Source organism: Chitinophaga sp. SVR4-12A, assembly GCF_056754765.1.
The window spans coordinates 6,386,181-6,408,108 of sequence record NZ_JBPGWP010000001.1 but is presented as its reverse complement, the minus strand read 5'-3'; the positions used below and the strand labels follow the sequence as shown (position 1 = coordinate 6,408,108).

The window sequence follows — 21,928 nt, the reverse complement described above, 5'->3', positions numbered from 1 at the left end:
AATGGCAGCCTTTATTGTTTTGGGAGTTTGCAGGCCGCTTACTTTATAAATGAGCATGTTTAAGAAACAATCTAAAAGGCAATGATTCCAGGATGCTCTATAGTGTTTTGCAGAGGTTACCTACCCTTAAAGTGTCGCTCAAGCGCCTGGTAAAAAATTCGTTTTCTTTTCTGTATTTGTTCAATTATTGAGTTATTTCCAGTAATCCACCTGGCCCTCTGGGCATATCCCAAGTAATTGGAATGTTTCTTCCTATCCATCTCTTTGAACTTAAACTCAAACTCACCTTCTTTGTTCTTAACTAAAAATTTCCTTCTGGTAACCGGCGTCGAGTCTGCCCTATCCTGTTGCTTTATTATGCGTAGGAGCCGCCCCTTATAGACTATAGGTTCTGGCTGTCTATCCGCTTCGGCTATTCGTTTTGCTCTCCTTGCCGCCTTTTTTACCGTATAGATAATTTTTCGATTGAATCGAGCAACATTTGAGGACTTCAACAGAATTTTCTCTCCTGTAAATTCAAATCCCAAATAGGTCAAATGTTTGTTAATAATTGACTTGAGTTCTGTACATAAAATTGAAACTAACCTATTTTTCTTGGCGCCGATTTGGAAATGTTTGAAAAGATAAACCTCAGTTTTACTTTCGCTAATTTCCAAATTGGATTGTTCGATCTGCGTTCTAACATATTTTTTAACTTCTTCAACTTCATTAGGCTTACATATCACCATTATATCATCAGAATAACGCCTATAGTATCCTCCCCGTCGAACCACAATTTCGTGAAGAATATCTTTATCAAAATTGAATAAATATAAATTGGCAAGTACAGAACTGATTGGAAGACCTTGTGGTATGCCTACCAACTTCTTTTTCTTTTTGAATGGATGCTTATATACTTTAAACATTCCACTCTTTAATGCATTTCTAAAATCCTCCGGGGATTCGAAAAACGCCTCAACTCCAAACTTCTTCCTTATCCCATGAAGTTTTCTTTCATCAAAGCCAAGTCTTTTACCTTGTTCCCCTTTTTTTCCTTTTAGTCTAAGTTCATCCTTCAAAATATATCTAAAATCAGTAGCCGCCTTAAATACTTTAAAATGAGCACTATTCAATCTTTGAACCCCCATTAAATTGCACCATGCCCTTTTTAGTATATCATGATTTAGCTCATTAAAGAAACTCTTAATATCGAACATTAAAACTGCGCAATCCTCCGTTGAAGCCCTTTTTTTAATTTCATTGAATGCTTCAAAAGCAAAATGAATTGTGCTTTTTCCTTTACTTAAAGGATCATTTAAATCAATTGGGATTTTTCTATAGGCAATAATACAGCTTGACAGGCCGGAAATATTCTCAATGGCCTTTTCATATCTTTCTAAAAGCAGGGAAGAATAATAGCCGAAAATCAATGCATCTATGTGGGTACTATAGTGTAATGGGCGAACCTTCTCTGACCTTTTGTGCTTTCCCCTCTCTTTGTAAGAATGTGCTCTTCTTCCAGATTTATCTGGTACTTTCTTGTATTTCCGTTCCTTTATAACTGAATGTATCAGAGGAAAAAACGCATGATTGGCAACGAAATTCTCATTCGTAACCTTTGAAAGAAACTCTTTAGTTCTTTTTTGTAGGTCAATCTTTGGGGTAATGTGAAGATACCCTCTACTTTTCAACCACGATGGCCTATTTCTTTGGGGATTATCAAGCATAAAAAAATCTTGTGACCTGGCGTAACGGATTCATTAATGAACATACCCTTAACGGAAGGCAGCACCCAAAATATGAGTCACGCTGTTCGTTCAATGCAAAGGCAGTGATACAGATTAAAGCAATAACATCTATGACGACACTACTGATTCAACTAATATTTCGTACCTTCGAGCACTGCATGAATGGCTTCTACCCGCACCTAGTTTGGGTGACCTGCTCCCTGGTACTGTGTACCATCTGGGAACTGGTGAAGACCCTAAGGTCGGATTTAAGGCACATTCATTGCAATTCTCTACCATTCAGGTCTGTTTCAACCTAAAAGTAAAACTTTCCTTATAGATCCTATTCAGAAAGAATTTAGTGCCTACAAACTAGATGTCCATAATCCTCAAGTCACAAGACGGCTTCAAAAGTACGGAAAAAACATTACTTTTCTGTAATGAACAACTTATTCCAAATAGGCGACGTCGTTACTTATAAAACTCACCCTTACCTTGAGAACCTAACCTCCATTGTCGTTAGTGGCGAAAATGGACACCTGCCCCCATTAATGGTTGTGAATGAAATCTTTAAGACAGACCAACAAAAATTTCAAGCCCCCGAAAAAGAAGTGGCATACAAATATACTTGTCTGTGGTACTCAGGCGCGACAGGGAAGTTTGAGGACGCTTCGTTTTTTGAGGATCAAATTAAACTTGTCAAGTCTATTCAAAGCGCAAATATTAATAATTTACAACGTGGGACAAAAGTAGTGCTTAAAACTGCGGAGTTAGAGCTCAAAAAAGTAAGATCATCAGTTATTATTGAAGATACATCGAATGCGCAAACCTTATATCATCCCTTATTAACTTACCTTCCTCCCGTTCTTCTTATCACAAATATTGATAAATATATTTCTAAAAGGCCTGCCAAGGCTCAGGAAGAAATAGTACGTTTGTCCCCCGACCTACTTGTAAAATGTACTTACTTTAACCCATCAACTGACAAAATTGTCACTGAAGCTTTACCTATTGACGCATTGCAGGTATTACCTGAAATAGACGAATCGGTACTAACTCAAATCCAAAATTCGATTACTGGAGGAAAAGCCGTACACTTGGTTAGTGAAAATATAAACTCTATACTTAAACCAACTAGAATTGTATACCGATCTGGGTTTTACCTCTTGCACGGCTATGATTTTGTTTACAATATTCCATCTGAATACCTCATGCTACCGGATACCATTTTAAACTATCTCGATTCTCCATTCTTAAACGAACATCCCAAGTTCGATATTCAAAGTCACGCTCGTGCAGCAACTAGTGAATTTATACAGGAGGAATTTATTAGATCTATAAAAACTGCATGCATAAATAAAAGTTACATTAGAATCAAATACAAAAATCGACATGGGGAATTATCAATGCGTACGCTGATGGAATTCTATGTTACGGAAATTGAAAAATCCGAAAAGACAGAAAAGAAGAAAATAATATATTTAACCGGACATTGCATGCTTAGAAATGCACAGCGCAACTTCAGATTAGATGGCATACAAAGCCTACAGGAACTAAATTTATGCTATGCTACCCCTGAATCCAAACTACCAGATTCAGAAACGATCCTCTAACGATATAACAACGACTCAATAGCTGAAACAATCACAACAATCGAAATTGTCGAAATGAAATGATCATCTGAAAAGTTAACTGCTGAACAGATCGCTGACAAAAATTTAAAAATATAAAGACAATGGGTTGCGATAATATCGAAGGCAAAAAGGTATTTAACCTTTCACTATAAACCCCACGGCGATACTATACCCTCCTAGCCTATGCCCGGTCCATAGGTCTTTTTTGACAGAAATCACCTTATTCCCAACATGAATAGTTCGGGATTTCCCAAGTAATAATGCTTCTTTCATAGTATTTGGCATATCTTGTCCTAGAGCGGCCTTATATAAAACTTCGCCATAGATAGAGAATTTGGCGTGGGCCGTGATCGCCGCTTCCGGCCAATGTATATTTAAGGTTAGGTTTAAATCTTTGGCGACTTCGCCGTTGCCCGATATATAGTATGCGATATTGTTGGAAACAACTCCGTCCTTTAGATCAACATAGTTTGAAATCGCAGACCACTCATCATCGTAGATGTTCTGATAATGTCTAGCCTCAATTCCTTCACTCAATAAAAAGTCTTTCGCTTTATAGGGAGACCATCCTCTTTCTTTTGCAACTTCTGGCGGGCTTTTCTCAATCTCTTTAATAGCTTTTAACTTCTTGATGGAACAAAGAATATCGCGCTTTGACGATGGAGGAAAAATAAAAATACTGTTTTTCCAACGCTCCAGATCCTTCGTACGAAAATGGAAATGAATAACTGCTTGTTTTTTGGCAAAGCGACGCAATACAGGGTCTTTTATTGGATTCACTAATACTATAAAAATACGCTCATAAGTCATGAGTATAGACAAGAAGTAGATGAAAGGCAGAAAGAAGAGTGATAAAAGAAGAGGTATTACAAACTCAAAAACAGTTGCCATCGTGGCGATCTTTTTAAAATCCACGATCAGATGGTATCCGGCATAAATAAAGAGGCCCCAACCCAAAAGAGTAAGTACTACATTGAGGAACTCTGCAGCCTGGGCATTTTTCGGATCAATTTTAGCGGCTTCATGCAGCATCACAAGAAATGCTACCACAGGAATAAAGAAAAGCTCTGCAACGAGGTTGAAAGTAAACAAGCCTATAAAAAACTCAGAAACCACTGTAAACTTGAAAATGTCTCTGAGAGCTTGCTTAAGGTAGTCTTTCTGTTCTTCTACTTTATTAATACTGAACAGTGTGCCAAAACCAGAAAACAACACCCATGTGATCGTGTTTTTTATCTGCCCGGTATTCCACAAGCCGACAAGAAATAGAATATAAACCACCAGAGACACATAGGCAAACATCCAACAGTAGATAACGACAAACTGTTTGACAAATGTCTGTCTTACCACCCTCAACATTGACTTACGTACTGTAGGGATAAGCAACAATGCCAGGATGACGACCATAAGCCATATAAAATTTGACACTTCACGGCTATTAAAAATCTCGTTCATTTTTGTACTAATTGGGAATAAAAACAAATATAGGATATCAATGAAGCGACTTGATGCATCGTCACGGAAAACGTCGTCTTTGCTTTTGCGGGGACGTTTTTTTTAGCCGTCATTGCCACAAAACATGAAAAGGAACAGCCCACAGGTTTCTGCCAAAAGGCACGGCTTCCTTACCGGAGTAAAGGACTACCCCGCCGATAAAATCTTTACCCGTGGCTTCCGCCAATGTTTGAATGCCTTTGAAGTCGTGAATGTTGACGGATTCGGATTTTTTAATCTCTATAGCGAACACGGAGCCGTCGGGTCTTTCCAACACGAAATCAACTTCTTTGCCGTCACTCGTCCTGAAATGCAAAAGCTGCGCTTTGACCTCGCTAAATGTCAACAGCTTTGTCAATTCAGTCGCCACATAATTTTCTAATATATGCCCGAAAAGTCCTGGGTTATTTTTCTCCATATCATCCAAGTCTAAATCCAACATATGACACAACATCAGCGTATCGATCAAATAACCTTTCGGGGATTTCACAAGCCGTTTGCCGATGTTGCGGTACCAGGGCTGCACATCGAAATTCAGAAACATCATTTTCAAAATATTCCGGTAAAATTTCGACGTAACGGGATTTAAGCCGATATCACGGGCCAGGTCGGCGTCATTGATAAGATTGCCTGCCCGTGTGGCCAGAACGCGCAATAAATTCGGCAGGACGGCTATTTTTTCCAATTCGGCAATCATTTTCACATCGCGTTGTAAAATGGTGGTCAAATAACCGTCAAACCAAATACTGCGCTCTCTGGCATTTTTATCGGCAATCTCGGGAAAGGTTGCCAGTTTCATCGCATCTGTCACACGCAATCCACGGTCATCTATATTGGCAAAATTCAGGTTGACCAACCTGTCCAATCCATTTCCTTTCCCGTTTGAAGCCTCTGCTGTGCAAAAGGGGTAAAGCGTGAGGACCGTCATGCGACCGACGAGCGGATCGGATAGTTTTGGCAAAGCGAGAATATTCGCAGACCCCGTCAGCAAATACCGGCCGTTTGCCTGTGCTCTGTTTTGCAATCGCAATTCATCAACCACGACTTTTAAGGCGCGGAAAAGCTCCGGCACCATTTGCACTTCATCAACGATCAGCGTGTTTTGATAAGCGGACAAAAAACTTTCCGGCGCAGAGGCGGCAGCAGCCATTTGAGTGGGACGATCAAAAGACACGTAAGCGGCTGGATCATCTTTGCTACCAATCCTATCCCGCAGATTTTGCACAAGAGTACTTTTGCCGGACTGCCGTGCGCCGTTTAGAAAGACGACGGGACTGACATTTAAAGCTTCCAGGAGGCGCGGGGTGATATGACGAGGGAGTGTTTTCATGTTTTGCAAAAATAAAGATAACCTTTAGTATTTCGGAAGTCATTCTTTATTTTTTCAAAACAGGTGTTGTTTAATTGATTATCAATACATTAATATGCCAAATGTGCATCCATTATAGGTCAAATACTTAAAATACCATATTTGTAAATTTGAATCCACAATAAAATCCTGTGGCCAGCAATGGCTGTACGGGTTCGACCCCCGTCCCGGGTACGAGGCTGGAAACGGTCTTCTGGCGATGAAAGGCTGCTTGAAAAAGCGGCCTTTTTTGTTTTATAGCACTAGCTAAATTGACTGCATTTAACAGCTCTCTCAGTGAGGATCTTACCCCTTCAGTTTGTATATTTACTTGTTACCTCCACGATTCAACAAAACACGCTCATGGATCTTTATCACTCTATATTACCGGCCCGCATCCTAATTAACAGCAAAAAGATCAGCGCTACGGTTGTTTGTTTCCTGCTTTATGGGATGGCATTATCACAAAAGGTACAGGATGTGCAGAGCTTTCATCCCGGCAACCTGGTTATAGAAAACGTCAATGTCGTGCCATTAACGAAAAATGTTGTCTTGTACAAGCAGGATGTATGGATCAACAACGGCATTATTGCAAAAATTGCCAACCATCGCAAAGACCTTGGCGACAAAACTGCCGATAGAATAGATGGTACAGGCAAGTTCCTGATCCCGGCCTTTACCGATGCACATGTTCACTATGGCAATAACGAAAAATTGTTTGACCTGTACGATAGCCTTTACCTGCATTATGGTGTGACGAATGTGTTCGCGCTAAACGGAAATAAAAAGGTCATTGTCCATAGAGATAATATAAACCAGGGGGAAACAACCGGGCCTAAAATATTTTGCGCTAGTCCGCCTTTTAATGACTCGCTGCTGTCGAAAGAGGCCGCTAAGGCGCTTGTAGATACATTATACGCAAGCGGGTATGACTTCATCAAAGTGTATTCGTATTTGTCAAAAGAAGGCTTTGCGGGCATTGACCAGGAAGCGGCTCATCTTGGCTTGCGCATCATAGGTCACATACCCTTACAGGTGGGCACATGGGGCGTGTTACGAAGTACCCAATCATTGATATCCCATGCTGAAGAATTTATGTACAATGAGCCCATACATTATATGATGGGTGATGTTAGTTCAGACCAACCCATCAATATGAGCGGAATAACAGGCATTGCAGATTCGGTAAGGAAGTATAAGAAAGCTGTTTCGCCTACGCTGGTCGCTTTTGCTTCCATCATTAGCGCAGCCAATATGGACCCGGCAGATCCTTCCCTGAGCGCTCATAAAAGTTATGAGCGTATTGCAAAGGAATGGAACTGGGATTTTCAATCGAACCCCTATTCACGGAAGTTTGTTTCTGTCATGAGCAAACAAAGGTTACAAACAGGATATGCGTTTCAGTATGCCCTCATAAAGGCATTTAATGCAAAGGGAGTATTGCTGCTGGCCGGAACGGATGCTCCCACAATACCGGGCCTCGTACCAGGTCATTCGTTGCACCGCGAGCTGCAAAAAATGGTGGATGCGGGGTTGTCTAACTACGAGGCATTACGGTCTGCGACAGTTAATGCGGCGGCGTTTATGGGCATGGCTGATAAATTCGGGACCATAGAGGTGAATAAAGAAGGATCGTTTATTCTTTTGAATCAAAACCCGTTATTGTCTATAAAAAATACGCTGTCAATAGCGAAGGTGATTGTGAGGGGGAATGTGCTATCAGGCCACTAAGTACTAGGGAATCATAGTATCACGTCGTAAGTGGTTAAAAATTCAGTCTATGACAGGTCTTTGGGCCCTGCATCGCGGAATAATCGAATGTAAACCAATTATTGGATTCAACTGATAAAAAAAGGCCACTATTCAGTAGCCTTTTTTGTTCTTGCTTAGATATAAGAAAGGATAAGTAATGTGGTGTATACAGGCCTTGTACATTTCCTTACGCCACTGCCGACATAAAAGCCGGCCGCCCCTGCACTTTGTACTGCGTAGGCGCCACGCCGAAATGCGCTTTAAAAAGCCGTGAGAAATGCGCAATATGTCCAAAACCCAGTGTATAACAGATATCCGTTACAGACATAGACGTATGGGCGACCAGCTCCCTGGCTTTTTCCAGTCTCCGCTGCCTGATCCACTGAGAAGGCGGCATATTGTAGATGGCCTGGAAATCGCGTTTGAAGCTGGACAGGCTCCTGCCCGACAAAGCCGCCAGCTCCCGCAGTGAAATGTTGTTCATTATATTCCCTTCTACTGTTGTGGTGATATCAGGCCGTTCCATTTGTTTGTTCTTCACCAGGCTGAATAACACCTGGCGCTCTGTATCCGGCAGGTGAAACAGCAATTCAAACAACTTTATCCTGAGGAGCTGTGCGGCGATCTTGCTTTTTTCCCTGAAATGGATGATCACTGACTCCAGGTAGGTATGCAGCTTTTCTGTCACACTGTTAATCGTAATGGGCGCAGGATCTGATGATGTATATAGCGTAGTCTTTGTGATGCGTATAAATTCTGTTACTATTTCGTCGCGCATATAGAACACCAGCCATTCCATCGGCTGGGCAGCATCAAAAGAATGATAATGCACCAGTATGTTCTTCCGGAGGAGGAGCAGCTGGTCTTTGCAAACAGTGTGGTAAGTTTCTCCAAACCGGATGGCGCCACTTCCTTTAGTGACGAAAACCAGCAGCTGTTCTTCTGTAAAAATGGAACCTGCCGCCATGCTATCGCCGGAGAACAATGCGATCACCGGTCTGTCCTGCAGCCTCAATACCTCCGCAGGATGCAGGGCCGATGGACGCTGCAGCTGCGATATATGCCGGATGATGTTGTCTGTATGATTTGCCTTCATGACATTCGCATTTTAAGGTTACGATCATAAAACTATGGAAATCGAATGCAGCATGGGGGCTTGTTCGCCAAACAGGCAAAAACTGTCGCCCAGGGGGGCTTAATTCCTGGAGTAGAAATCTGCTGCTTCTTTTATGGCGTGATCCGTGATGGTTCTGAGGTTTTGCAGCTGGGCGTGCAAGGCGGGTGTGATCTCTTTGGCGTATTCCAGTGCGTTCAGTATAGGATAGAGCCGTTCTGTGAGGCCCATGATCGAAACGGTTGTTTTAAGCTCATGGGCTAAGCGGTTGATGGTACCCAGGTCATTTTGGAGGAACGCAGTCTCCAGCAGCTGCAGCGATGAGGGCACAGATTCCATGAATTGCCGGGTGGCCTTCTTTTCGTACGCCTGGTTACCCTTGCTTATTTCTTTCATATAATCCAGGTTGATGTACCGGTAGCCGTCATGGTTGGCGAAGCGGGTGATCAGCTCATATAGTTCTCTTTCATTGACGGGTTTGGAGATATATTCATTCATGCCGCTGCTCAGGCATTTCTCGCGTTCTCCTGCCAGTGCGTGGGCGGTCATGGCGATGACAGGCACATCCAGGCCCAGTTCCGTTCTTATCCTGCGGGTGGCGTTGTAGCCGTCCATTTCGGGCATCTGTATATCCATCAGCACCAGGTTATAATTGTCTTGCTGCAAGCGGGCAAGCGCTTCCCGACCATTGTCTGCCATGTCAAAAGAGAGGTTCCATTCACTGAGCAGGTGCTCCATTAAACTGCGGTTCATCTCATTATCATCCACCACGAGGATCTTCACGGATGGGTGACCGCTGCGACGGAACTCGCTGATATTGACCGCTTCCGGCAGGGGTACCTGCTGTGAAGCGATGGTATAAGGGATGAAGAAGCGGAAAGTTGTGCCTTTGCTCCGCTCGCTTTCTACCGTGATATCGCCGCCCTGCAATAATATCAGGTCTTTTACGATGGATAGTCCCAGTCCGGTGCCTCCGTATTTGCGGGTGATGGAATTCTCCGCCTGGTGAAAGCGGTCGAAAATAGACTCCAGCATGTGCTCTTCAATACCGATCCCGGTATCGGCAATAGAAAAGCCCAGCTGAATATTGTGCTGGTTACTGTCTTTATCATAGACCTGTATGGCAATGCCGCCTGTTTCCGTGAACTTGAGCGCGTTGCTGATCAGGTTCACCAGTATTTGTGTAAGCCGGGTAGCGTCTCCCACCAGGGTGTCTGGAACGGCGGGCGCTATTTCTACCTGCAACACCAGGCCCTTTTCTTTTACCTTTTCGCTGAAGAGGGTCTGTATTGAATGCAGCAGGCCGCGTACGCTGAAAGGGCTGGTCTCTATTCGTACCATGCCTGCCTCTATTTTTGAAAGGTCCAGGATGTCATTGATAATGGTAAGCAGGTTTTCTCCTGCCTTCTGGATGGCGCCTACAAATTCAGCGGATGTATTATCCAGTTGCCGTGTTTTCAGCAGGTTGGTAAAGCCTAATATGGCATTCAGGGGTGTTCTTATTTCATGGCTCATGTTGGCCATGAAATTCTCTTTGATACGCGCCGTCTCCCGCACCTTCCTTTCTGAGGTGTCCAGCCGTCGTATCAGCCGTTGCTGGTGCCCGAACCGGTTGAGGATGAAGCCCATGGCGCCGGCGGCGGTTGCCAGTATCACCCCCACCAGGATCAGGCCCCAGTTACGGGCCCGCCGGCTGTTCCCGCTGATCGAGTTGCTCAAACCAGCCATGCTCGACTCTCTGCTGTCGTAAAGCTTACGGGTTATCAGGCCCACCTCGGTGCCCATTTTATGGTCACGTATGTAAGCTATCAGGTTGGTATCGTCCATCTTCCCTGTTCTGAAGAACTCATGGATCAATTGCTGTTTGGTATACAGGTTTTGTTTTGCCAGGTATTCCAGCCGTTCGATGTCTGCCCAGGCGTCGGTATCTGCGGTCATCTTCCTTAGCGAGTCGAGGTTGGCTTTTACCTCGGCGATCTTCGCGTCCACCCTTTCTATATGCGAGGTGTCGTCGGTAGCGATGGCTGCACTAATGCGGCTTTCCACCCAGGTGATATCCCGTTCAACCAGGCGCAGCAAGTGGACAGTCCTCAGTTCGCGGAGCATCTTGTGGTGGCCTTTCATTAACTGGTCTACGTTCTTGGAATAATTATACTGAATGAAGATCAATAAGAGGGTGCCTGCCAGGAATGCAGCCAATACAAAGTATATAAAACGATTATTGTTCATTCTGCAGCGTATAATCTGTAAAAGGGCTGGAGGGCCCTCAAAGCACGTTCATTCTCTTGTTGAGGGCTTTGCGATACGCATCTGCTACTGGCAGGGATCTGTCTTTTATCTTGATGGCGCCCTCCTGCAAAGTATCGATCTTGTCCACAGCCACCATAAACGAGCGGTGTATCCTGATAAAGCGGGCGCCGGGCAGCCTTTCTTCGAGGAGGCGAAGGGAAGTATGCACTGCAAAGAACTTCTCTTCGGTATGTAGCTTTACATAGTCGCCCATTGCTTCCGCATACAGGATGTCGTCCAGTCGCAACCTGCGTACAATGCTGGAATCGCGGACAAACAGGAATTCATCCTCCCCCCATTGCATTTCTTCCGTATTGCTTTCGATGATCTGGCGCGCTCTTTCAATGGCCTGTATGAACCGGGCCGGTGTAATAGGTTTGACGAGGTAGTCTGCCACATTCAGCTCAAAAGCCTCCGCGGCATACTCCTTTTTTGAGGTGGTAAAAATGATCACCGGGCGCTTATCGCCCAGGTTCCTTGTCAGCTCTAGTCCCGACATGCCTGGCATTTCTATATCGAGCAGTAGCAGATCCACAGGCTTCTCCTGCAGATAATTATAAGCTTCCATGGCATTGCCGCATTCTGCTGCGATCTCAATACCTTTTAGCTGACTGCTTAGCTCTGAAAGCGTACTCCTGGCTATTGCATTATCGTCAATAATTAGTGCAAGCATACAGGTGGAATGGCTATTTAAAATTACGATATGTGGCCAACATAATAAGCCAAACGATCAAAAACTTTGGACCCTGGAGTTAAGTCCCTTTTAGGAAAGAGCGAGACCTTTGCAATGACGACATCAGTATTTGGCGCCACTTTTACCATGCAAAACTACGAACAATGGAACAACGTAAAATATGGATCATTACCGACGCTTCCCAGGGCATAGGTTTAGCCACTGTAAAATATTTATTGTCACGGCATCAGCAGGTGATCGCCATCACTGCGAACAAGCGTACTTTCTTCCGTAAAACCGGCCTCCATCACCCGCGACTGGACGTGGTTGGCCTGGACCTTAGCAGTGAAACGGAGGTGGAAAAAGCCATTGCAAAGATCCATCGAAGCTATGGCCAGATAGACGTGCTGATCAACAATGCGGGCTTCGGATACCTGGGCGCAGTAGAGGAAGCATCGCAGGAAGACATCAGCAAGGTGTTTGAAGCAAATGTATTTTCCTCACTGCGCATGATACGGCATGTATTGCCCTACATGAGGAACGCCAGGTCGGGCCACATCTTCAACCTCTCCATTGTTGGTGGTATCACGGCTTTCCCGGGATTTGGCGTTTATAATGCCACAAAATCTGCGATGGAGGGCTTCTCCAAGGCCCTGTACGGCGAACTGGCGGAACTGGGCATTAAAGTGACCATCATAGAGCCGGGCTACTTCCATACCCATTTCCTGGATAACTCGCTGTTTGTGGCAAAGAAAAATATTGCAGATTACCGGAATACCGCCGGCAGGACCAGAGGAAACAAGATGGAAGGCGACGGTAAACAGCAGGGCGACCTTGAACTGGCCGCAAAGGCCATCTACGAAGTAGCCAATGAGAAAGAGCCGCCGTTAAGATTACTGTTGGGAGAAGGTGTTTACCGGTGGGTCAGGGAGAAGCGCAACATCACCCTGGAAGAATTTGAGCGTATGAAACCGCTCACTGTCACCACAGCATTTCATCTTAACTGAGTTAAAATAACTAAGCGCCCATATCTATGATAAACCAGGGGTAAGCGTAGGGATCAACAGGATGGACCATTAGCAGCAAGCCGGAAATGGCTTGCTGCTTAGCTTTATAAACAGCGCAATTACCAGATCTGGTACCACTTCCTCTTTTCCCATCTCACTTTTTTGCCTTTAGCGCCTTCCCCGTTTGTGCTGAGAATGGTCTCATTGGACAAACCATAATCTGCCAGGCGCTGATTCAGGTTTGACAACACATAATCCTTTTCTTCGGGGAACCTTTCGGCGACTTGTTTATAGTGTGGTAAAAGCCGCGTATCCTTTACGTCGATGAGTGCCTGCAGGGTGTGAACAAGCACACGATTGGAGGGATCACCTAAACCGTTTATGAAGGTATCGATAAAATCTTTTTTGTTCTTTACTTTACCAAGGGTGTAAAATGCGGTTGCTCTTATGCTCTCGTTATCACTCTCCGTAAAAGGCACTATCAGCTGCCCAAAATTAGTTCCAGAGGCTCTCAGTAAATAGGTACAGTAGGTAAAGGTCTCGTCATTATCTATGTTGCCGATATGCTCTGTGATCAAAGGAAGCCATTCAGCGCTTTTATCTTTTGCATACCAGTAGATGAACTGGAAAACAGGCAGCAGATCGGTTTGGCTCTGTTCAACGAGATAAGGCTTTGCCCTTTTATAATCAAATTTTGTAAGTACCTGGAGCAGCTTTGTTCTTAGTTCACCGGTGTCTTTTAAGAGCTGCTCTTCGATGATCTGGATCGTTTCTTCCTTCACCTTTTTCTTGTTCAGGATGCCGTCCAGGCAGTCTGACCTTTGCTGAGCGGCGCCAGCATCCAGGAGCGCCTGGGATAATGCCGTATCAGATCCTCCCATTACATAGCCAAACCAGCGGGGGCTCTCTCCTATCAATTCGCCGGAGATCACCTCGTCCAGCCATCGCTCATACCAGTCCAGGAAATTATCTTCAAAGGTGAACTGCGGTTTATGCCTGTCTGCGTCTATGTTCAGCACCCGGCCTCTATAGGGACCATTTAAAACGATGCCATGAAGGTAAGAGCAGCCCTGTGAACCTATGGGAAGAATTCCCCCGAAGATCTTTCCCAGCTCCAATTCATAGTCTTCATCTGAGATATCACTGTCATTGTCAATATTCTCATTTAATGAGCGCCAGTATTCATCGGGCATTTCCGGGTAAATAAGGCAATCGGCTTTCAGACATTCCCGGGCGTCAGAATAGATCAGTTCATCCACGTGCTTACCCAGGGGGTAAATGCCATAAAAAGGCCCCGCCGCAGCGCCTTCATAAGCGATGCCGCCGTTTCCTACCTGGAGTATAAAGGCCTTATAACAGGCGGGCAGCTCAATACCGTACTTTCGTTCAAACGCCGCCACCTCTTCTATCCTTGCCGGATCATTCAGCTGATACCTATGACTCTTTGCCCCAAATACTTCCAGGTTCTTATCTGCCTTCTTTGCTTTAGGCAGTTTATCTTTTATTCTTTGGATCTGATCGTTAAACTCCATCATGACGAAACCGCTTTATTGCGCCTGAAGTTCCTGGATATGCCAAAGAAAAGACGACTGACTTCAGCATAAGTTGCTTACGCTGTCCACATTTTCTAAAAAAAACCATAAAATAATATGCACCCAATTGGGTGCATTATATATATTTGCATCCAAATGGGTGCATATTTATGAGAAGAGATGTATTTCAGGGGATTGCAGACCCAACCAGAAGGGCAATCCTGGGAAAACTGGCGAAGGAAAAATTGAACCTTACTACGTTAACAGACAATTTTGACATCAGCAGGCAATCTGTAACGAAGCATATCAAGATCTTAGCGGAGTGCGGACTGGTAATTATAGAAAAGCAGGGGCGGGACCGGTATATCAGTGCCCGGCCTGAAAAGCTCAGTGAGGTGGCGAAGTGGATCAACCAATACCGTTCCTTCTTTGCAGAGAGCTATGATCGTTTGGATGACTATTTAAAAACCATGGAATAAAATTCATCATTATGAGTAGCAATCAACTTCAGGTAACAGTCAACGGAACCCAGCTTATCATGACCCGCCAGTTTAACGCCCCAAGAGAGAAAGTATTCCGGGCGCATACCGCATGCGAACATTTAAAGAACTGGTGGGGCCCCAGGGAATGGCCACTTACCTATTGCAAAATGGATTTCCGTGTAGGCGGTCAATACCATTACTGCATGACAGGTCCCGACGGCACCGAAGCGTGGGGACTGAGCACTTACAAAGAGATCAAAGCGCCGGAACTGATCGTGTATGAAGACAATTTTTCGGATAAAGACGGCAACAAGAACCCCGCATTGCCGACAACAACCGTGAGAACTGAATTTATTGAGGAGGGTGGCAAAACGATCATCAGGAGCGTTGCCAACTACGCCTCTCCGGAAGCATTGAAGCAGGTGATCGATATGGGCATGGAAGCCGGCATGGCGGAAACGCTGGACAGGCTGGAGGAGTATGTGGCGAAGATGCAGTAGGGCTTAACTTTTTAAAACGGTTACATTTCTTAAAAAGGCTACATTATTGTAGCCTTTTTTCTATCGTGCTCCGTATAAGTTTATACTTTTGCCGGAATTCAATCATTTATAAACCGGCGAGGCCGTACCACATTGAAACCAACAAGCGAAAATCATACAACGCAAGGCCTCAAACGCGGCCTGCAAAACCGTCACATCCAGCTCATTGCCCTTGGGGGCGCCATTGGCACCGGTTTATTCCTGGGCATAGGCCCCGCCGCCGTACTGGCCGGCCCTTCTGTTATCCTGGGCTATGCCATGGCTGGTATCATTGCTTTCTTTATTATGCGCCAGCTGGGTGAAATGGTGGTGGAAGAACCTGTTTCCGGCAGCTTTAGCCATTTTGCCTATAAATACTGGGGCAGCTTTGCCGGTTTTGCAGCGGGGTGGAACTACTGGGTGCTGTACATCCTGGTAAGCATGTCTGAATTAACCGCTATTGGTATCTATGTGCATTTCTGGTGGCCGGAGATCCCTTTATGGTTTTCCAGCCTTTTCTTCTTTATCGCTATTAATGCCCTGAACCTGAGCGCCGTGAAAGTGTATGGAGAAGCAGAATTCTGGTTCTCCATCATCAAGGTGGCCGCCATTATCGCGATGATCACCTTTGGTATTTACCTGCTGTTCACCGGTCATGGCGGCTCGCAGGCCAGCGTGAATAACCTGTGGAACGACGGCGGCTTTTTTCCGAAAGGATTGCTGGAAAGCGACGGGAAAGGCGGTTTCCAGGGACTGTTTGCCGCTATTGCGCTGATCATGTTCTCTTTCGGCGGACTGGAGCTGATCGGCATCACGGCCGCGGAAGCTGATAAACCTGAAAAGACAATCCCTAAAGCCACCAACCAGGTGATCTACCGTATCCTGATCTTTTACGTAGGCGCGCTGGTGATCCTGTTCGCTTTATCTCCCTGGAAAAGCATTACTACCGACAGCAGCCCCTTTGTGATGGTATTCGAAAGCCTCAAGGGCTTTCAGTTCAGCCTTTTCGGCAAGACCATCTACTTTACCAGCCTGATAGCGCATGTGCTGAACCTGATCGTGCTGACGGCAGCGCTGTCTGTTTACAACAGCTGTGTATACAGCAACAGCCGGATGTTGTATGGCCTGGCAGAACAGGGCAATGCGCCTTCTTTCCTGTCAAAACTGAATAAGAACCATGTTCCGGTGACCGCCATCCTGGTATCGGGCCTGTTTGCCGCCATTTGTATTGTGGTGAACAAGCTGATGCCGGAGAAAGCGCTGGAAGCATTGATGTCTTTGGTGGTATCCTCACTGATCATCAACTGGCTGATGATCAGTATTGTGCACCTGCAATTCAAAGGCAACAAGAAAGAAGAGCAGATAAAGACCAAATTTCCCTCTTTCCTTTATCCTGCATCCAACTACATCTGCCTGGTGTTCCTGAGCGGTATCCTGATATTGATGTGGATAACAGGCATGCGTTTACCAGTGGCCCTCATTCCGATCTGGATCCTGTTCCTGTACGGTTGTTATATACTGGTGAAGCGGAAACGGCAGCAGCAACAGCCTGCTTAATTACTCATGCAGGGTAAGCAGCGGCAGCCTTAAGTTATAAACCAGGCTTTTGGTGGTGCTTTTATGGAACAAGTTGCGGAGAAAATTATAATACCTGGGGATGGTAATAACCAGTGAGATGTCATGTTGCTTTGCATAATCCATGATGCCTTCGCTGATGTCGTTATTTTCGACAAAGGCATACTCCGGTTTATACTTATCGAAGATATGATGCATCTTATGTATTTCCTCCACCGTTGCAGGTGAAAAACGCCGGTTGCCGTCGTCCACATTGATCACCACCAGCTGTGCCTGGAATGTTTGCAGCACTTCATCCAGCGCATCCAGCGGTGTGGCTTCGGACACCTTTTCGAGGTCGCAGGCCAGCAGCACCCGCTGAGGAGGTGTAACAACCGCATCAAGCGGTACCATCAGCACAGGGCAACGGCCAACTTCCGAGATCCTTAATGCGGTGCTCCCAACGATCATTCTTTCGAGGCCGGTTTTTTCGGATACCCCTGTTACGACCAGGTGCGCATCTTCCTTTTTGCAGATCTCATTGATGTTCTCACCCAGTATCAGCTCTTCGGCTCTTATGTCCACCACCACGTCTGCTCCCGTCAGCTCTGCCACTTTTGCCGCCAGCTCATTCAGCCTCCGCTCTACCGCATTATACAGTTCGGTGCCTACATAGGGAGCCACCGGCAGATCAGTGGTAGGCGCCATTACCTGGTATGCGTGATACAGGACTATGCGCGGAAAATTATACCGGGTAGCCACCATGCAGGCGTACTCCATTGCATGATGTGCTGAGTCTGAAAAATCTGTACAAACGAGTATTGTTCTCATACTTTTTTCCCGAAAAAATTGCGCCAAACTGCAGCAGCCAGGGCAGCTTTCAGCCGTATTCTGGCACGATCATTTATCTGGAAAAATGATTGGTTAAAGTATGTAAATACTGGTGTGATGGATAAGCGTGAAGTAAAGTTTAACCTGATCAATGCCCCCGGCCTGATCGGTAATCTGCAGGTACCCGAAGCCGCCAAAGGTCTGGTGATCTTTGCACACGGCAGCGGCAGCAGCCGTTTAAGCCCGAGGAACCAGTTTGTTGCGGACATACTGAACCAGCGTCGTATCGCAACGCTCCTTACTGATCTTTTAACGCCGTTTGAGGACGAGCTGTATGAGCACCGCTTTAATATTGACCTGCTGGGCAACCGCCTGGTAAAGATCACCGAGTGGTGCTATGACCAGGACGCTCTCTATGCGCTGAACATTGGCTATTTCGGCGCCAGCACCGGTGCAGCTGCCGCATTACAGGCAGCGGCCCTGCTCGAGAAAAATGTGAAAGCCGTGGTGAGCCGGGGCGGGCGGCCAGACCTCGCAAAGGCCCTGCCAACAGTGGCGGCTCCTACCCTGCTGATCGTTGGTTCGCTGGACATCCATGTTATTGAACTGAACAAACAAGCTTTTGATAAGCTAAAGTGTGAAAAACAAATGGAAATTGTGAACGGCGCTTCCCATTTGTTTGAGGAGCCTGGCACACTGGACAAAGCAGCGGCACTGGCTGCCGACTGGTTTGAAGAGCACCTTTCCCGGCAAAAGAAAAGGATGCGGCGCTAATAAGTGCCGCATCCTTTTGCATTGATCTTGTTGCCTGCTGCATGATGATGATCCGGGTAATGCCCCATACAAGGGAGGGGTTGCTTTTGGAGGCTTTGCCGGCAGTATTTAAAACGGGCTGCGCCTGGCTGGGAGAATGGGGATTCAACGGAGGGAGGGCATGGAAACGGCGGGGCTTTGATGGGGCGGCGCCGAGCCGGTCACGCCAGACAAGGCCCGTTTTAAATCTGCCGGCACGGTGGAAAGCTGACATGACAGTTATCAATAGATCTGGTATCAGGCTATGAATTCAGGAATGGCCGCATCGCTAAGTGCCCCGCTATCTGCAGACCGGCACGTTTAAAAACGGGCCTTGGCTGGTGTGATGCGATTGATAATGCTCCATATTGCCCCTATGGCTCATACGCCATCCAACGTTCAATAGATATTCCGGACAACCAGGCGCAGCCCGTTTTTAAATGTTGCGGGAAAGAGATTAATCATATAACCAAATACGTGGAAACCCGGAAATGATGTGAACAAAGTTTAAATGTCAATTTTACACTTTAAATGATTATTTTGTGGACATAATATAGTTGTCTGCATTTACAAACAAATAATTCCACTATGAAAAAGGGCTGGCTACTCCATTTATTAATAGTATGTGTGGCGATACAATTTGCGAAAGGGACAGCGGCAAGAGCGGCTGCAAATAACCCGGATTCGGTGTACCTGTTTTCTTATGCTACGGGAAAGAATAATGACCATAACGGGCTGCATTTTGCATGGAGCCGGGATGGGCAGCAGTGGTATGCTATTGGAAATGAGTTCGCGTACCTGAGGAGTGATTATGGAAGGTGGGGATTGGATAAGCGGATGATCAGTCCTTACCTGGTGCGGGGAGAGGATGGGATGTGGCATTGCGTGTGGAGCTTGAATGAAGGGGATCATCTGTTTGCACATGCAGCGTCGGCAGACCTGGTGAACTGGAAAAGGCAGAGCTATCCCGAGGCAGGAGGAGGCAGTAATGTATTGCGGCCGGTGGTGAAGTATGATGCCGGACAGCATGTGTATACCATTACGCATAGCAGTGCGGATGGAAAGTACTATAAGGTTAGTACGGCTGATTTTAAAACTTACAAGCGGGAGGGAGAAGTGCCGGCGGCGCAGTATGCGGATGGAAGCGTAAACGTTGCGTTGCCGGGAGGTATGGCCAGGGGACAAATGCACCGGGTGGCGTGGACAACGGTAGACCGGCTGATCAAAACATATGAGCTGAAGCAATATAAAAGGGAACAGGAAGCTGAGACAAGCAGAACGGATGGGGAGCGCTTTGCAAAGCTGCAACCCTTACAGGCAACTATCAAGGTGATGCCGGGCCAAGCGAAGCCGATCAGTGATCTGCTGCTGGGGATCTTCTTTGAGGATATTAACTATGCGGCAGATGGCGGGTTGTATGCGGAGCTGGTGCAGAACCGGGATTTTGAATATGCCTTGAGCGATAAGGAAGGAAGGGATCAAAGCTGGAACAGTAAGCATTCATGGACCTTGCGCGGAGAACAGACCAGCTTTAGCATAGATTCGGCAGCGCCTATCCATGTGAATAACAAACATTATGCAGTGCTGGATACAAAGGCGCCGGCAGCAGCATTGGTGAACAGCGGGTTTGATGGGATACCGGTGAAGCAGGGAGCGCAATATGAGCTGTCGCTGTTTGGTAAGCAACTGGATGGAAAGAGCGGAAAAGTGATGGTGCGCCTGGTGGATGAGAAAGGCAAGGTGCTGGCACAAACAACAGTGACAATACCGGCGGGCTCCTGGAAAAACGTAAAGACCGTGCTGACAGCAACGGCCAATGCAGATAGCGCGCAGCTGGAACTGCAGCCGGTGGCGGCAGGACGGGTGGCGCTGGATATGGTATCGCTGTTTCCGCAGCAGACGTTTAAGGGAAGAAAGAACGGGATGCGGGCAGACCTGGCACAGGTGATTGCTGATATACACCCACGCTTTGTACGTTTCCCGGGGGGCTGTGTGGCGCATGGAGATGGACTGAACAACATTTACCGCTGGAAGAATACGATTGGTCCGCTGGAGGCGCGAAAGCCGCAGCGCAATTTATGGGGATATCATCAGTCGGCAGGATTGGGGTATTTTGAATACTTCCGGTTCTGTGAAGATATAGGCGCAGCGCCATTACCGGTGGTTGCGGCGGGTGTGCCTTGCCAGAACTCAGGGCCGGGTGATAAAGGAAGCGGGCAACAAGGCGGCGTCCCGATGAGTGAGATGGATGAGTATGTGCAGGATATACTGGACCTGGTAGAGTATGCGAATGGAGACGTACATACAACATGGGGTAAGAAACGTGCGGAGGCAGGGCATCCGGAACCTTTTCATTTGAAGTACATTGGGATCGGAAATGAGGACCTGATCACGGATATCTTTGAAGAGCGGTTTGCGATGATCTATAAGGCGATGAAGGAAAAGCATCCGGAAATTACGGTGATAGGAACAGTAGGGCCATTCTTTGAGGGCACTGATTATGAGGAAGGATGGGATCTGGCTAATAAATTAAAAGTACCGATGGTGGATGAACACTATTACGTGTCACCGGGGTGGTTCATTAACAACCAGGATTTCTATGACAGCTATGACCGTTCCAAATCAAAAGTATACCTGGGCGAGTATGCCGCTCATACAGCAGGAAGGCGCAGCAATATAGAGTCGGCACTGGCGGAAGCCTTGTACCTTACGGCGCTGGAACGGAACGGGGATGTGGTGAGCATGGCATCGTACGCGCCGCTGTTGGCAAAAGAAGGGCATACCCAGTGGAAGCCGGATCTTATCTACTTCAATAATGCTACTGTGAAGCCTACGGTAGATTACTATGTACAGCAGCTATATGGCCAATATGGAGGGAATGAATACCTGCCGGGGGCAGTAACGCTTTCCAATAAGGAGGAAGCGGTGCAGAAGCGTGTGGCGGTGTCTGTTGTGCGGAATACAAAAAATAAAGAAGTGATCGTGAAGATGGTGAACCTGCTTCCTGCGCCGGTTCAATCCAATGTTGACCTGAGCGGCATTGAACTGGCTGGTGGCAAAGCCGAAAAGGTAGTGTTGCAGGGCAAGCCAGATAGCGAGGATGCTAAGCCGGAAACTACTGACTGCGATGTGGCAGAACAATTTGAAACAGCGCTGCCCCCCTACTCTTTTACCATTATCCGTATTAAAACAAAATAGACGG

16 protein-coding genes are annotated in these 21,928 nt (G+C 46.3%); 8 read left to right on the top strand and 8 right to left on the bottom strand.

The annotated features are described in order from the left end of the window. Nucleotides 1-116: 116 nt before the first annotated feature. Nucleotides 117-1,706 (bottom strand): reverse transcriptase domain-containing protein, encoded by a 1,590-nt coding sequence (locus ACR9Y8_RS25805; RefSeq protein WP_481216141.1) that lies wholly within the window; start codon nt 1,704-1,706, stop codon nt 117-119. Between the two features lie 440 nt (nt 1,707-2,146). Between ACR9Y8_RS25805 and ACR9Y8_RS25800 the strand changes: the two genes are divergently transcribed. Continuing rightward, on the top strand, nt 2,147-3,319 hold the full coding sequence (locus ACR9Y8_RS25800; protein WP_481216140.1) for a hypothetical protein: 1,173 nt from the start codon (nt 2,147-2,149) through the stop codon (nt 3,317-3,319). Nucleotides 3,320-3,475: 156 nt separating this feature from the next. Here ACR9Y8_RS25800 and ACR9Y8_RS25795 read toward each other — a convergent pair whose 3' ends face one another. Together ACR9Y8_RS25795 and ACR9Y8_RS25790 are read right to left on the bottom strand one after the other, a co-directional pair. Further along, on the bottom strand, nt 3,476-4,795 hold the full coding sequence (locus tag ACR9Y8_RS25795) for a hypothetical protein (RefSeq protein ID WP_481216139.1): 1,320 nt from the start codon (nt 4,793-4,795) through the stop codon (nt 3,476-3,478). A 109-nt stretch (nt 4,796-4,904) separates the two neighbouring features. Further along, nucleotides 4,905-6,164 (bottom strand): ATP-binding protein, encoded by a 1,260-nt coding sequence (locus ACR9Y8_RS25790; protein WP_481216138.1) that lies wholly within the window; start codon nt 6,162-6,164, stop codon nt 4,905-4,907. A 381-nt stretch (nt 6,165-6,545) separates the two neighbouring features. On the opposite strand from ACR9Y8_RS25790, the gene ACR9Y8_RS25785 reads away from it, so the two are divergent. After that, the gene (locus ACR9Y8_RS25785) at nt 6,546-7,913 is read left to right on the top strand and encodes an amidohydrolase family protein (protein WP_481216137.1); all 1,368 of its coding nucleotides are present in this window, start codon (nt 6,546-6,548) and stop codon (nt 7,911-7,913) included. 208 nt (nt 7,914-8,121) lie between these two features. Here ACR9Y8_RS25785 and ACR9Y8_RS25780 read toward each other — a convergent pair whose 3' ends face one another. From ACR9Y8_RS25780 to ACR9Y8_RS25770, 3 genes are all read right to left on the bottom strand, one after another. Then, a complete protein-coding gene (locus ACR9Y8_RS25780) occupies nt 8,122-9,030 on the bottom strand; it encodes a helix-turn-helix transcriptional regulator (RefSeq protein WP_481216136.1) in 909 nt (302 codons plus the stop codon). A 99-nt stretch (nt 9,031-9,129) separates the two neighbouring features. Next, complete coding sequence (locus ACR9Y8_RS25775; RefSeq protein ID WP_481216135.1) at nt 9,130-11,277, bottom strand: response regulator; 2,148 nt, start codon at nt 11,275-11,277, stop codon at nt 9,130-9,132. Between the two features lie 37 nt (nt 11,278-11,314). Then, entirely contained in the window at nt 11,315-12,010 is a 696-nt protein-coding gene (locus tag ACR9Y8_RS25770) for a LytR/AlgR family response regulator transcription factor (RefSeq protein ID WP_481216134.1), read from the bottom strand. 164 nt (nt 12,011-12,174) lie between these two features. On the opposite strand from ACR9Y8_RS25770, the gene ACR9Y8_RS25765 reads away from it, so the two are divergent. Then, entirely contained in the window at nt 12,175-13,017 is an 843-nt protein-coding gene (locus ACR9Y8_RS25765; RefSeq protein ID WP_481216133.1) for an SDR family NAD(P)-dependent oxidoreductase, read from the top strand. A gap of 119 nt (nt 13,018-13,136) precedes the next feature. Here ACR9Y8_RS25765 and ACR9Y8_RS25760 read toward each other — a convergent pair whose 3' ends face one another. Next, nucleotides 13,137-14,552, bottom strand: coding sequence for an SMI1/KNR4 family protein (locus ACR9Y8_RS25760; RefSeq protein WP_481216132.1), 1,416 nt, complete (start codon nt 14,550-14,552; stop codon nt 13,137-13,139). Nucleotides 14,553-14,719: 167 nt separating this feature from the next. Here ACR9Y8_RS25760 and ACR9Y8_RS25755 point away from each other — a divergent pair, with 167 nt between their 5' ends. The 3 genes from ACR9Y8_RS25755 (at nt 14,720) to ACR9Y8_RS25745 (ending at nt 17,106) form a co-directional block, all read left to right on the top strand. After that, nucleotides 14,720-15,028, top strand: coding sequence for an ArsR/SmtB family transcription factor (locus ACR9Y8_RS25755; RefSeq protein ID WP_481216131.1), 309 nt, complete (start codon nt 14,720-14,722; stop codon nt 15,026-15,028). A gap of 11 nt (nt 15,029-15,039) precedes the next feature. Continuing rightward, nucleotides 15,040-15,531 carry an SRPBCC domain-containing protein gene (locus ACR9Y8_RS25750; RefSeq protein ID WP_481216130.1) on the top strand — a complete coding sequence of 164 codons (492 nt, stop codon included), beginning with the start codon at nt 15,040-15,042 and terminating at the stop codon, nt 15,529-15,531. A 132-nt stretch (nt 15,532-15,663) separates the two neighbouring features. Then, on the top strand, nt 15,664-17,106 hold the full coding sequence (locus ACR9Y8_RS25745) for an amino acid permease (protein ID WP_481216129.1): 1,443 nt from the start codon (nt 15,664-15,666) through the stop codon (nt 17,104-17,106). Here ACR9Y8_RS25745 and ACR9Y8_RS25740 read toward each other — a convergent pair whose 3' ends face one another. Continuing rightward, nucleotides 17,107-17,934: a universal stress protein gene (locus ACR9Y8_RS25740; protein ID WP_481216128.1), complete on the bottom strand. Its 828-nt coding sequence runs from the start codon at nt 17,932-17,934 to the stop codon at nt 17,107-17,109. A 117-nt stretch (nt 17,935-18,051) separates the two neighbouring features. Between ACR9Y8_RS25740 and ACR9Y8_RS25735 the strand changes: the two genes are divergently transcribed. Continuing rightward, nucleotides 18,052-18,708 (top strand): dienelactone hydrolase family protein, encoded by a 657-nt coding sequence (locus ACR9Y8_RS25735; RefSeq protein WP_481216127.1) that lies wholly within the window; start codon nt 18,052-18,054, stop codon nt 18,706-18,708. A gap of 606 nt (nt 18,709-19,314) precedes the next feature. After that, the gene (locus ACR9Y8_RS25730; protein ID WP_481216126.1) at nt 19,315-21,924 is read left to right on the top strand and encodes an alpha-L-arabinofuranosidase C-terminal domain-containing protein; all 2,610 of its coding nucleotides are present in this window, start codon (nt 19,315-19,317) and stop codon (nt 21,922-21,924) included. Nucleotides 21,925-21,928: the final 4 nt, after the last annotated feature.

Excerpts from the sequence above, each read along its gene's own strand:
- ACR9Y8_RS25805 (WP_481216141.1), bottom strand. The coding sequence starts at position 1,706 with ATGCTTGATAATCCCCAAAGAAATAGGCCATCGTGGTTGAAAAGTAGA.
- ACR9Y8_RS25780 (WP_481216136.1), bottom strand. The coding sequence starts at position 9,030 with ATGAAGGCAAATCATACAGACAACATCATCCGGCATATATCGCAGCTG.
- ACR9Y8_RS25750 (WP_481216130.1), top strand. The coding sequence starts at position 15,040 with ATGAGTAGCAATCAACTTCAGGTAACAGTCAACGGAACCCAGCTTATC.
- ACR9Y8_RS25730 (WP_481216126.1), top strand. The coding sequence starts at position 19,315 with ATGAAAAAGGGCTGGCTACTCCATTTATTAATAGTATGTGTGGCGATA.
- ACR9Y8_RS25785 (WP_481216137.1), top strand. The coding sequence starts at position 6,546 with ATGGATCTTTATCACTCTATATTACCGGCCCGCATCCTAATTAACAGC.
- ACR9Y8_RS25740 (WP_481216128.1), bottom strand. The coding sequence starts at position 17,934 with ATGAGAACAATACTCGTTTGTACAGATTTTTCAGACTCAGCACATCAT.
- ACR9Y8_RS25770 (WP_481216134.1), bottom strand. The coding sequence starts at position 12,010 with ATGCTTGCACTAATTATTGACGATAATGCAATAGCCAGGAGTACGCTT.
- ACR9Y8_RS25755 (WP_481216131.1), top strand. The coding sequence starts at position 14,720 with ATGAGAAGAGATGTATTTCAGGGGATTGCAGACCCAACCAGAAGGGCA.
- ACR9Y8_RS25760 (WP_481216132.1), bottom strand. The coding sequence starts at position 14,552 with ATGATGGAGTTTAACGATCAGATCCAAAGAATAAAAGATAAACTGCCT.
- ACR9Y8_RS25790 (WP_481216138.1), bottom strand. The coding sequence starts at position 6,164 with ATGAAAACACTCCCTCGTCATATCACCCCGCGCCTCCTGGAAGCTTTA.
- ACR9Y8_RS25775 (WP_481216135.1), bottom strand. The coding sequence starts at position 11,277 with ATGAACAATAATCGTTTTATATACTTTGTATTGGCTGCATTCCTGGCA.
- ACR9Y8_RS25795 (WP_481216139.1), bottom strand. The coding sequence starts at position 4,795 with ATGAACGAGATTTTTAATAGCCGTGAAGTGTCAAATTTTATATGGCTT.
- ACR9Y8_RS25735 (WP_481216127.1), top strand. The coding sequence starts at position 18,052 with ATGGATAAGCGTGAAGTAAAGTTTAACCTGATCAATGCCCCCGGCCTG.
- ACR9Y8_RS25800 (WP_481216140.1), top strand. The coding sequence starts at position 2,147 with ATGAACAACTTATTCCAAATAGGCGACGTCGTTACTTATAAAACTCAC.
- ACR9Y8_RS25765 (WP_481216133.1), top strand. The coding sequence starts at position 12,175 with ATGGAACAACGTAAAATATGGATCATTACCGACGCTTCCCAGGGCATA.